Below are 12,943 nucleotides of genomic sequence, written 5' to 3' on the forward strand. Positions count from 1 at the left end.
ATGTGACAGTGCGGTCCAATCTACAAGTAAAAATTTATCTATTTAGGAAAGATTTTTCTAGGGGTTGTTGTGCATCTTGATTCGCCCCTTCCCAAATATTTTTACTGCGTACAAATCGCTTATATATTGGTTTATGCGGTACCGAGGCAATATCATATGCTAAAAAAGCAAGAATTAATTGTAATCCAATTAGTACAGGCATAACAGAAAGCATAACAGTGCCCACTGGTGTAGCAACTCCTTGACGAGCAGATTGCAACCAGTGCCACATTCCAAAACAAATGCCGCCAATGATTAGAAATATACCTAATATTATTTCAATTGATGCTATAGAAAAATCACGTAAATAATAATTATAAAACAAACGTTTTACAAAATTTCTAATATGCTTTATAAAAAACTCACCAATGATCTTTGATATCTTTAAATTACTGACTTCATCTCCGTATTTCGCATCCATCGGCACATCTACCACCATAGCTCGCAACGTATTAAGCCGAAATAGCATATCCGTTTCAAAGAAATAACGATTACTGATCTTTCCAAATGGCAGACGTCGTACAATTTCTGTATGAATCGCGGTATAACCGTTAGTAGGATCGAATAAATCCCAATAACCTGAAGAGAGCTTTGTCATCAATGACAAAACCGCATTGCCGAATAGGCGCTCTGGGGGCATCGCTCGAATTTTCTCTAAATCAAAAAATCGATTGCCCTTAGTATAATCTGCCTCTCCATCAAGAATAGGGCCTATTAATTTGGGTATCAGCGCTGGATCCATCTGGCCATCACCATCAAGTTTGACAATCACATCAGCCTCGTCTGCTATTGCAGCCTGATAACCAGTCATAACGGCTCCACCAACACCTTGATTTACCTCATGTCGCAATACCACTACACGCGGATCTTGACAGTTGGCTTCTACATAGTTTCCGGTTTCTTCAGGGCACTTGTCGTCAACTACATAGATGCGCCACACTTCTGGGCCAATTTTTTCTATTACACCCAAAATATGCTTGATTACACGATAGCAAGGAATAACAACAGCGATTCGTGAAGGCATATCTTGATTATTCATGTAAGATTTTGATTTTTTCTTCATCGCTTAAAAGACACCGATTTAAACTCAAGGGGCGTTGTAGTATGCCCTGAAGCATAAACCTCGGCGCTCACCGCATTAAGCGGCGCTGTCACCTCCATAGAATGTTCTCGCCAATCAGATGTACATTCAAAAACCTGAATGCTAGTGTCGATAAATTTCCCATTGGCATCTATCCAATTTACTTGAATACGTCCTTGAGTACGTTCTTTGTGGCAACGTACGACAACTGTATTCAGATAATGCGACCCACCTATTACAGCTACTCTTTGTGTAGCAGGGGAAGACACATTAACAATTATGATCTTGGAGTCATTATCAAATATAGCACCATTCACTAGAGACCAGCCTGTAGTACTAGTAAAATTCGGCTCAGTCAGCAGTTCCTCTTGAAATCGGTACCTATCTTTTAAACGATAAACTGCCACTGACCCAAATTGAGCGAGCTTTATTGATACTTGCTCAAGCAAAACATGTTGCTCATCAGATATAAGTTTTTTTGAAGAGTCAATAATGAAGAACTCTACTTGCTTCTTCCCAAATAAGCGTATCAGATCTTGCTCTGTCTTAACTGACGAAAATGCGGATTGCCATGATTGATTGTACCAGTTTATATAGAGTGCATCTGAAGCCAATCCTGCTGTAAGTGGTTCGCCAAACACGGCAACAGGAGTCTTATGAGTATTTAATGCATTGACTACATCAACAGCGTTTCGAAGTGGAAGACGTTTGGCCAAATAATCTTTACGATTTGAATCACTGAAAATAGGTTTTAAATAAAAATCTCTATACGCCCAAGTTCCTGATGTTAAAAACAATAAATTAAGGGCAACAGCAAATGTAGCAATATAGGTAAAACCTTTTACCAATATCTTGTTTTGTATTAGAGGCGAAGAAATAACAATCCCAATCAACGCCGTTAATAAAGTAAACTGAGGGAAAACATATCGCAAATAACTTTGAAACTGGAAGGTTATATATAGTGATACCACTCCTATAGCAAATAGCAATATACCCCGATAATTTTTAAGTTGTAAAAGAAGTATTAGAACCGGAACTAAAAGCAAAATCCATTGAAAACCTGAAGCGCCTTTGCTTGCCTCCATATATTTGTTCGAATAAAATGTAATGCGATAAAGTAAATCCCATGTCATTCCGGAATTATATAAAATGTTATTAAAATTTTCTAACGGATAATAAGGTGATTTAAAAATTTCATTGAAAAACGGGAATACTGGATTTGATGTAAGATACCAAGCTGTTAGATAGGGTATTCCACCCAACAAGCTTAAAAGAGACAGCCCGACAATAACAGAGCCGATTATTGGTTTAGACAGTAGCATACGGATTCTGTAAACTAGAATCAAACATAACAAAGGCAATATTGTAAACGTTATAGCTTTGGCAGCAATCGCAAACCCAAGCATCATGCTTCCTATCTTTAGCGCAGCTCCGCCGTCGACTTCTCTAAAAGTTAAACGGCAAATATACAATATACTTGCTACTACAAAAGAAGCCCAAATGGACTCAATAAATAAGCTACTGCTTTCAGTGAACGTAAGTGGCGTAGATAAGAAAATTAGAACAGCCCATCTTGCTCCTAAAGCCGTGCCCCCTGCCCATAGTACAAGATCTCGAACCAGCCATCCCAAAACAAAGATGAAACTGACGTTAATAAGCCGTGAAGCCGTTTCACCAGCTAACATGTAAACAAATGAAAAAATCCAATCACCCAACATTGGCATTACAGCCCACACATATGTACTGACATTAAAACCCCATTGATGGCGCAATGCCAAGTGAGCGGGGATGAACAAATGCGTTGTTAAAGCATCATACATAAGTTCTGGCATTAGTGCAACTACAAAGTGTATTAAGGCAACAACAATAATAGCCACTTCAATCAATCTCATGTGATTTTCAAGTGGTTTATTTTCTATAAACCAACTACGTATTGAAGTGATCATTTTAAGACATGTACGCCATTCCAAAATCAACGGAACTGCAAGTGCTGCACCGTAAAGACCAGGGTAGTTAACTGGAAAGTGTGCAATCAAACCTATCACAGTTCCATAGAAACCAGCGCCAATCAAAAAATTGTACACCCAATTGCCATTAATGCAACTATCAATATTAAGAATGGAAAGAATAATTCTTCCTAAAACTGCTGAGGCAAGTATAAACCATACTGTTACTAAGAGCGCCCAAAATTCTCCGGATAATATCGTGATTCCTATACAGAGAACACATCCAACAACAATCGAACTTTTGCGACTATGTTTTACCCCTATTGCAATTAATATTGAGGAAGATAGTAAAAAGGTCAAATAGCGAAGTAGCGCCATACCATCATCAAATGGAATTGAGCCAGGCCATGTCATGTGATATAATCCCCAAAACGCAAGAACAGTTCCTACTGTAAGTGCAATCCAAGCAAAAATAGTTGCAACCCTATTCATTAACTTTGTTCTCCTTGTAGTACTTTTTTTTCAGAAAGTCATCCACTTTTTCCGCAAGTTTACATTGACTTCTAGAAATCATATCATCATAGATATTATTCTGAAAATTCCATAATGTCGAAGTTAAATCTGGGCTATGCCCAACAATAAAAGGAATAGTTGTTACAACTTTTAAGCGAACCTGTTGTTCAAGATAGCGGTCAATAGTATTGCTGTGTACATCCCTGTTATTCGGATCCCAGTTTGCAATTGCGGTCATCGCTTTCTGGCCATAAATATTAAAAACCATACTAGTCATTCTATCAATTATAACAAAACGAATACCATCAAAATCCACAACATCTAGCACATTTACATTATCTGCGACATCAGCAATCAACCCGCAGAAAACGTCCCAATTGGCTATGCCCAGTTCATTAAATAGAAAGCGTTTAACTGCCCTCCATTTTTCGTTAAAACCATCATTCATTTGAGCATCATCTTCACAAATTACCAAATATGGTAGGTTATATTTTAATGCCTGCCGACACAAATATTTATAGCTTAGGGCACAACCAATCCACCCTTGGTAATGTCGCAACCCATGAAATATTGGTATTCCAGGGTAAATATGTTTGAAGTGTTCATGTCGCATATAGGTTTCTGGAAGAGATAATGAGATTTCCCTTCTGAGCGTTTTTACAGGGAGCAAATCATAGTTTATAATTTTTTCAACCGGCATCAAATCCAATGCGACAAGCATTCTCCCAAAATAGAAAGCAAAATGGCTAATATCCGCCTCTAATCTGCTAGCCGCCCCTTTATTACATGACAACAATTGAGTAATCGCACGAATCATGCTATCAATATCACCTATTGGCGTAAATGTGACATAGTCAATCAAATGTTGGTAAAATTCCATATCAGAACTTTCTTCTGAAATTACATCCAAACCTAAAGATAAACACTCAAAAATCCGCGTTGTTTCCAACAAAGCATTTTCATAATAATGAATATTCACTACCACCCGTGCTTTTTTTAATTGACTATACAATTCTTCACCAAAGACTTCAGAAAGAATCAGTAAACGAAATTTTTTACCAATACAGTCAAGAAACTTACGTCTTCTTGGACAGTTAACGTCACCATAAAACACAACATCATATTCTGGTTCCGTCACAAAGGATAGGTCTACAATTTGCTTGGCCAATAATAATTCGGAAAAATCAACAATGTTGGACATTGGCGTCCAGAAAATTTGGCGATAAGAAAGTTTCTTCTCTTGTAAAAACTTAATATTAGTTAAAGAGTAATCCATAATTGCAATAGAATTTTCCAACCTATCAAAATAAACCTTATTGAACCAACGAGAACTGACAGACTGTTCCATCTGAAAAGCGATATATTGTAATGGTAGTTTTGTAAACATTTGGGGACAAATAACTATATGCACCTTATCTTCAAAACTGGATGGTTCACTATCAAGAATGACAACATTATCAAAACTAAAACGCTTTAACGTCTGTTCAATCAATAGTGCGACATAAAAAGTATGTTTAGTTGCGAGCAACACTATGCCGTCATCCAGTTTGCGTACTTCAATTGGTAGGCTAGATGTAATTGATCCCATCGAAAAACCGTATATGCGTTTTACTCTATTCCAGATCTCTATAAAGTCCCTCTTTCTCAGTAATGTTCGGAGAGTATTTATTCGGCGTCTAAACAATAAACATCGATTATTAATCAAATTTCTTAACGATTCAAAAAAAAACTCACCTCGCAACAATCTTACTATCCACCTTAGCGGCCTTGTTATTCGCCAAGACCTCGATGCAAGAATTCTGTTTACCAGATCGTTTTGTTCTGCTACAACCTGATTGAGGCTGGCTATCTGCCCATCCCGCTCGATCATGGCTTGATTAAGGTTAGCGATTTGTCCGTCGCACTCGGCCATGACTTGATTGAAATGGGCGATTTGTTCGTCTCGTTCGGTCAAGACCCGTTTTAGGTTTGCAATCTGCTCATCGCGCCCATCTATAATTTGGTTGAGGCTTGCTATTTGCCCATCCCGCTCGGCTAATGCCTGGGTAAAGCAAATTAAGCCGGAGGCAGAATGATCTGGCGATATCAATATACTAGATAGTTCTTGATTAGTGACAAGCGATTGAAAACTTGCTTCCATATTGAACCAATCTGCAACTTCCGCTTCTGTCATAGATAGCCCCACTGATATACAAAGCCCCTGTATCACATCGGCAACACTTTTGATTGGATTTCCCGGTGCAAGGCCCACACTGAGAGAATGCAGGACCCCTCGCGTAATAACCCAACCAAGAGGCACATCACTATCTGCCTGCCATTCATTATCGATGAATATAAGCCCTTTAGTGCTTTCGATCAAATTGAAAGGCGTGCAATCAAGATAGGTTCCTGGAACCAACCAATGTTTTAAACTATCCCGTTCATCTGCGCCAATCACAGAAGGCTCGAGCAAACCATCAGTTGTTGCGAATTGGAGCAAGTAGATGACCCATGGGCGCAGTTCAGCAACAACCTGATCAAGTGTGCCTTTGTTGGCACGGACGCAAATCAAGCGCCAAAGCATCTGACGACCTGGGTGATAGATAGACTCACTGGGCATATTTAAAATATTAAAGCAATCTTGAAATTGGCGTTTCCTCGGTAAGTCAGGGAAAACCGATTCTTTTACTACATGAATAACATCATCGGACCGATAAAAACTTGTTACCACTGAAAACTCTGGAATACGATTGACGGCAAAAGTCATCGCTAACCTGTCCGACCTATAAGGAATATTATTCGCAAGAGTTGCTATTACCAAGAAGGAATTGGAAAACTCGGCAAATAATCCGTTTGCACTTAACGTAGAAAATACAAGCGCTTCATCAAATAGACGATAAGGCGATCCTGAATAATCTCGGGCGTGCGATCTAATAATCAAATCCACCGCATCGAATTGTGGATCCTTCAAGGCATCGTCGGAGAGAACAACTGATGGAAGCTTGTAATCGGGGAATGGGTAGTAAAAGTAACAATGCAAAAAACCTGCGGCTGAAAGTTGCTCAAGCAATTCCCGGCGCCCGAATGTGCGCGGTGTTTTAGTGCCATAGAGATTTTGCACACTAATAAACGGGACCCCCAAATGATCTTCACTACAACCATTAAAATATTTTAGGCCAAGCTTATTTTCAATCGCAATTACAAGTTTGCCGTCTGGCGCCAAGAAGCGTGCAACGGTGCACAGATAATGCTGCGTGGGCTCTTTCTCATCCGTAAAAACAGGGGCATATTCAAGAACACCAACCAACAATATCCAATCGAAGCGTTGACCCGTTTCAAAACGGAGCAAATCATCCACAAAAACCTTAACGTTTGAAAGATCACGGCACCGTTCTGCTGCAATGCGCGCTCGCGCAATACTACCTTCGACTGCAACAACTTCTGCGCCGATTTCACCAAGATATCTTGTAATCGCCCCACAGCCACAGCCCAACTCCAGCACTTTTTCGCCCGGTTTGATTCCGAGTGGCCTGACTAGGCAGTGACGCGCGCGACTGAGATGGTACTCCAATGGCCAGTCTGTAATTTCCTTAATCAACTCGTGTGAAAAAGTACTCCGATCACTGGCATTCCGGACAATATCGAAAAGGCGCTGTTCAACTTCGGCGCCATCGGAATAAGTAAACGCTTCCATGTGTGCACGTCGTTTAAAAAGATTAAGTTCTTCATCCCAAATATATTTCATGACGCTACCGTCACCTCAACATTCATAGAAAAATCCGCCAAACCAAACGACCTGGATGAACGATTTATCACGTGCAGACATATAGCGTCATAGCGCCTGTCCAAAGGAAAAATCTCGCCGGCCCGATCTTCGGCCACACCAACAGAAAGCAAATATTCGCCAGCCCCGAGACGCTGATCACGAAGTGTAAAGCTAATTTTATATACAGCCCCTTGGTCGACTGGCAAAAAAAGCGGTCCGTTGTCAAAATCTCGCGAGTTCGAGCCGAATAATGTAACACCGTCAGGAGTTTTGATTGTCAGCCCATAAATTGGAAACTCGACCCGGCGGTGGAACTTTACCCACATGGTGATAACTACCGGTTGCCCCGTCTCTATACGGGTGGTATTTAGGCTACCGCCAGTACTTACGCAGAAATCGAATATTTCTGCCTCACGGTTTCCCCAACGGTATTCATAAGGGTTGTATCCGGCTCTATTTTCAAATTTATCCGTTTCAATCCTAGAAATGCTTTGCGTATTTCCGGCTATTTGTAGATTTTTTATCTGCAGATCTGAGTAGGGTTGTTTTACACGTTCTACGCCAAACAACATATCCAGGTATGCATTCACGATATCTCGCGAATGACCACGCATAACTATCTGTCCCTTATCGAGAAATATGGCCCAGTGACAATGTCGAACTACCTGTTCTGTCGAGTGTGTCACGAATAAGATAGTCGTTCCGCGTGCTACAAGTTCCTCGAAGCGTCGGAAACACTTCGTTTGGAATTTGGTGTCCCCTACGGCTAACGCTTCGTCTACAATCAGAATATCCGGTTCTATACAAGCGGAAACGGCAAAAGCCAAGCGTACAACCATCCCACTCGAATACATCTTAACCGGCTGGTCTATGAAATTACCGATATCGGCAAAGGCTTCAATGTCGTCGAAACGAGCGTCGATTTCATCTTTGCTAAGGCCGATCACCGCGCCGTTCATATATACATTCTCTCGCCCCGTGAACTCCGGGTTGAAGCCGGAGCCCAATTCCAACAATGCCGCAATACGACCATTAGCCTCCACTGTTCCGCTGGTCGGGGACAGGGTGCCGCAGATGATCTGCAGCAGGGTAGATTTGCCCGAGCCGTTGCGGCCGATGATACCGACAGTTTCGCCTTTTTTCACCTCGAACGAGACTTCTTTGAGCGCCCAGAACTCGCGGAAATAGTTTTTAGGCTGCCGGCCTACAAGCCGTTGCAGTCGCGGAATAATATATTGCTTGAGCCGGTCCTGCGAGCGGTCATATATGTGATAACATTTGGAGAGATTGCTGACACGAATCGCTATGTCGTCAGAGGACATCCGCAAACCCCTTTCGAGTTTTCTGGAACCACCAGAAGCCGGCGGCGGCGATGGTAAGGCCTGCCAGCACTGCTATACCCAAAGCTGACCAATCGGGCAGTTTTCCAAAAACCAGCACCTTGCGGCTTTCTTCAATGATCAGCGTTAGCGGGTTGAGCTGCAGCAAGCCTCGATATTCCTTCGGCAATGCCGATACCGGATAAAACACGGGCGAAAGAAACAAGAGCACTGTGGTAAAAATGCCGGTAACCTGTCCTACATCGCGCACATAGACCCCTAGCGCCGCCAGAAACCAGGTAAAGCCCATACCGGCAAAGATGAGGGGCAGCAACACCAGCGGAAAAATCATACTGGTCCAAGAAAAAATATGATTGATGGCGAACTGCGCCAGCAACAACACAGCCGTACTCACAAAACAATTGAAAAGCGCCGACCCTAAAGCCACCCAGGGCAGGATTTCCAAAGGGAAAACCACTTTTTTAACATAATTGACATTGGACAGAATCAGCCCCGGCGCGCGGTTAATGCATTCGGCAAAGAGGCCGTGCACGATCATGCCTACAAATAGAATGATGGCAAAGTCCGCCTTATTTTCTTCCCCGCCCACACCCCAGCGCGCCTTGAACACGACGGAAAAGACAAATGTGTAGACAAAGAGCATCAACACCGGGTTAAAAAATGACCAGGCCAATCCCATAATCGAGCCGCGGTAACGGCCCACGACATCGCGCCGGGTCATCTGCCGGATAAGCTGGCGGTTACGCCAGAGGCTGGCAAACATGGCCCAAGGTGTGGCGGAGTGAGCTTGGTGGGGGTTCATTCGAACACCCCCGCGTGTGCCAAAGAGGGCCCCGCCAGATCCTTGGGTGAGAGAACCGGGGTTGCATCGATAGGCCACCGGATGCCGATGTGCGGGTCATCCCAGCGAATGCAGCGCTCGTACACGGGCGAATAATATTCTGTAACCTTATAGAGAAACACGGCCGACTCGGATAATACCAAAAAACCGTGGGCAAAGCCTTCCGGTATCCAGAGTTGTTTTTTATTCTCAGCCGAGAGCACTGTACCAAACCACTTACCAAAAGTGGACGAGTTCCGGCGGATATCCACCGCTACATCAAACACCTCGCCCACCGCCACGCTTACCAGTTTGCCCTGCGCTTTGGGCGGCAGCTGGTAGTGCAGGCCGCGCAGGACGCCCCGGCGGGAAAATGAAAGGTTATCCTGAACAAATTTATCCGGTAGGCCATACTCCTTATACCGGGCGGAGTTCCAGGTCTCCAGGAAATAGCCCCGGCTATCTTCATAAACGTCGGGCTCGATCATGAGCACGCCGGACAGATTGGTTTCTGTCACTTTCATAGCTGGTCGCCTCCCTGGAGCAAGTTGAAGAGATACCGGCCATAGCTGTTTTTGCTTAAAGGATCGGCCAGTGCGGCCAGCTGGTCAGCGCTGATATAACCCATACGGTAGGCGATCTCTTCCGGACAGGCAACCATGAGGCCCTGTCGTTTCTGAATGGTCTCAATGAAGTTGGCCGCCTCCAGGAGCGACTCATGCGTCCCGGTGTCCAGCCAGGCATAGCCGCGGCCGAGTATTTCCACCCGCAGCTGACCGTTTTCCAGATATGCTCTATTCACATCAGTGATTTCCAACTCGCCCCTGGCAGAAGGTTTGAGGCCAGCGGCAATTTCCAGCACGCTGTTGTCGTAAAAATACAGTCCGGTCACGGCATAGTTTGAACGTGGATTTCGCGGCTTTTCTTCAATGCTGATGGCCCGGCCGCTATGGTCGAATTCCACCACTCCGTAGCGCTCGGGATCCCTGACCCAGTAAGCGAAAACGGTGGCGCCTTCTTTTTGGGCCGCCGCACGGCGCATTTGGTCTGTAAGACTGTGTCCATAGAAGATGTTGTCCCCTAAGATAAGGGCGCAGCTGTCGTTATCGACAAAGTTTCGTCCAATAATGAAAGCCTGGGCCAGGCCGCCAGGGTACGGCTGCACGGCATACTGGATATTTATCCCCCACTGGCCGCCGTCACCCAAAAGTTCCTGAAACAAGCGCTGGTCGCAAGGAGTTGTTATGATTAGAATTTCCGTTATCCCGGCCAGCATCAAAGTGCTGAGGGGATAATAGACCATAGGCTTGTCGTAAATGGGCATCAGCTGTTTGCTCACTGTTTTTGTAAGCGGGTAGAGCCGGGTACCTGAACCGCCGGCCAAGATGATACCTTTTCTGGTCATAAGCCACCTCTATAATTATTACAATACTTTATCGCAAAGGCCCAACCTCTCACGGCGGTAGCTGCCGTCCGTCACCCTGTCACACCAGGCGCGGTTGGCCAGGTACCATTCGATAGTTTTTTTGATACCGGTAGCGAAGTTTTCCGCCGGCTGCCAGCCTAGTTCGCGCCTGATTTTGGAAGCATCAATGGCATAGCGCCGGTCGTGGCCTGGCCGGTCCGGAACAAAGGTTATCTGGGCGCGGTAGGATGCGCCGTCCAATTTGGGCCGCATTTCGTCCAGTATATCGCAAATGGTATGGACAACTTCCAGGTTGGTCTTTTCGCTATTGCCGCCAATATTATAGACCTCGCCCGGGCGGCCGTTTCGAAGGACCGTATTGATAGCCCGGCAGTGGTCGCGGACGTACAGCCAGTCGCGGATGTTCCGCCCGTCTCCATATACGGGCAGTGGTTTGCCGTCCAGAGCGTTGAGGATCATGAGCGGAATCAGTTTTTCGGGAAACTGGTACGGACCGTAGTTATTGGAGCAATTGGTGGTGAGAACGGGCAGCCCGTAGGTATGGTGCCAGGCCCTCACCAGGTGGTCGGACGCCGCCTTGGACGCAGAATATGGCGAGTTGGGAGTATAAGGCGTGGCCTCGGTGAAATAACCTTTCTGGCCGAGGGAGCCGTATACTTCGTCGGTGGAAACGTGGAGAAAGCGAAACTGTCCCCGTTCCGCTTCCGGCAGGGTGCGGCCGTATGTGAGGGCGGCCTCGAGCAGACGGAAGGTGCCCACAATATTGGTTTGGATAAAGGCCGCCGGACCTTCGATGGAGCGGTCGACGTGGGACTCGGCGGCAAAATTTACGACCGCCTGGGGGCGGTACCGGGCAAAGATATATTCAACCAGCGACCGGTCTTCAATGCCGCCCCGGACAAAAATGTGCCGGTGGTCGTCCATTACACCGGCCAGCGAATCAAGGTTTCCGGCATAGGTGAGCTTGTCGAGGTTTACAATGGTTAAGTCTTTATATGTATCAAGCATATAGCGGATAAAGTTTGAACCTATAAACCCGGCACCGCCGGTGACGAGCATGGTATGCATGGTACTGCCTCCGGAATAGAATTAAATTTAAAGGAATAGCTTCACAACTTTCGCGTTTTCGCTGTCAAGGCGTATCAAAACTAAATCAAGTCGTTTTTTATGTATTCGGCCAAAGCCTCCTCCCAGGGACGCATAGGGGTAAAGCCGCGCAGGCGAAGCATTTTGTTATCGAGAACAGAATAAAGGGGGCGCCTTGCTTTAACCGGATATTCTTCGGACTTGATAGGCCGGACGCCTGTTGTTCGACCAGTGCATGCAAATATTTGACAGGCAAAGTCATACCAGGTGCAACTGCCTGCATTAGTAGCGTGGTATATACCGTAATATTCGGTATGCATTAGCTGTTCTAATAAAGCGGCCAGGTCGCCGGCATAAGTGGGGGTGCCGTGCTGGTCGGCGACAACAGCGACCTCCGAACGCTGTTCAGCCAGGCGAAGCATGGTGCGGACGAAGTTGTGTCCATCGCCATAAAGCCAGGAAGTGCGGACGATGAAAAAGCGGTCGCCGGCATCCCGGATAAGGTTTTCACCCCACAACTTACTCTTGCCGTAAACTGACAGGGGATTGGGGGTATCATATTCACCGTACGGCGTTCCCCTGCTGCCGTCGAAGACGTAATCAGTGCTAATATGGATAAGTTTGGCGTCGCTCTCCCGGCAAGCAAGGGCCAGATTGTGTGCACCAACGGCGTTGACGGCAAAAGCCGTATCTGGCTCGTCCTCGGCCCGTTCCACATTGGTATAGGCGGCGGCGTTGATAACAATGTCCGGCTGAAACTCCCGAACAGCATCACGGCAGGCAGTTATACTGGTTATGTCCAGCTCCGGCAAATCGCAGAGCAACAGGCTGTATTTTTCGCTAAAGCATCTTTTTATTGCCCGGCCAAGCTGGCCATCAGCGCCGGTGACGAGTATTTTCCGCATTTTATGTACTCCTCTACCTTTCAGCACGATTTTTATATTCTA

At 45.2% G+C, this 12,943-nt stretch carries 9 protein-coding genes; all 9 read right to left on the minus strand.

Features of this window, described 5'->3' with window-relative positions; translation table 11 throughout:
- Positions 1-34: 34 nt before the first annotated feature.
- Positions 35-1,102 (minus strand): glycosyltransferase family 2 protein, encoded by a 1,068-nt coding sequence (locus H569_RS19790; protein WP_051273485.1) that lies wholly within the window; start codon positions 1,100-1,102, stop codon positions 35-37.
- Entirely contained in the window at positions 1,099-3,558 is a 2,460-nt protein-coding gene (locus tag H569_RS19795) for a hypothetical protein (protein WP_051273486.1), read from the minus strand. Before H569_RS19795 ends, H569_RS19790 begins: the two co-directional genes overlap by 4 nt.
- Positions 3,551-7,303: a methyltransferase gene (locus tag H569_RS21290; protein WP_051273488.1), complete on the minus strand. Its 3,753-nt coding sequence runs from the start codon at positions 7,301-7,303 to the stop codon at positions 3,551-3,553. Before H569_RS21290 ends, H569_RS19795 begins: the two co-directional genes overlap by 8 nt.
- The gene (locus H569_RS0108785; protein ID WP_027364695.1) at positions 7,300-8,646 is read right to left on the minus strand and encodes an ABC transporter ATP-binding protein; all 1,347 of its coding nucleotides are present in this window, start codon (positions 8,644-8,646) and stop codon (positions 7,300-7,302) included. Before H569_RS0108785 ends, H569_RS21290 begins: the two co-directional genes overlap by 4 nt.
- Positions 8,636-9,466: an ABC transporter permease gene (locus tag H569_RS0108790; RefSeq protein WP_027364696.1), complete on the minus strand. Its 831-nt coding sequence runs from the start codon at positions 9,464-9,466 to the stop codon at positions 8,636-8,638. Before H569_RS0108790 ends, H569_RS0108785 begins: the two co-directional genes overlap by 11 nt.
- On the minus strand, positions 9,463-10,008 hold the full coding sequence (rfbC, locus tag H569_RS0108795; RefSeq protein WP_027364697.1) for a dTDP-4-dehydrorhamnose 3,5-epimerase: 546 nt from the start codon (positions 10,006-10,008) through the stop codon (positions 9,463-9,465). The genes H569_RS0108790 and rfbC overlap by 4 nt, the downstream gene beginning before the upstream one ends.
- Positions 10,005-10,889: a glucose-1-phosphate thymidylyltransferase RfbA gene (gene rfbA, locus H569_RS0108800; RefSeq protein ID WP_027364698.1), complete on the minus strand. Its 885-nt coding sequence runs from the start codon at positions 10,887-10,889 to the stop codon at positions 10,005-10,007. Before rfbA ends, rfbC begins: the two co-directional genes overlap by 4 nt.
- An 18-nt stretch (positions 10,890-10,907) precedes the next feature.
- On the minus strand, positions 10,908-11,978 hold the full coding sequence (rfbB, locus tag H569_RS0108805) for a dTDP-glucose 4,6-dehydratase (RefSeq protein ID WP_027364699.1): 1,071 nt from the start codon (positions 11,976-11,978) through the stop codon (positions 10,908-10,910).
- Positions 11,979-12,058: 80 nt separating this feature from the next.
- On the minus strand, positions 12,059-12,901 hold the full coding sequence (rfbD, locus tag H569_RS0108810) for a dTDP-4-dehydrorhamnose reductase (protein WP_027364700.1): 843 nt from the start codon (positions 12,899-12,901) through the stop codon (positions 12,059-12,061).
- Between the last annotated feature and the right edge of the window lie 42 nt (positions 12,902-12,943).

The organism is Desulfotruncus alcoholivorax DSM 16058, from assembly GCF_000430885.1.
GTDB lineage: Bacteria > Bacillota > Desulfotomaculia > Desulfotomaculales > Desulfallaceae > Desulfotruncus > Desulfotruncus alcoholivorax.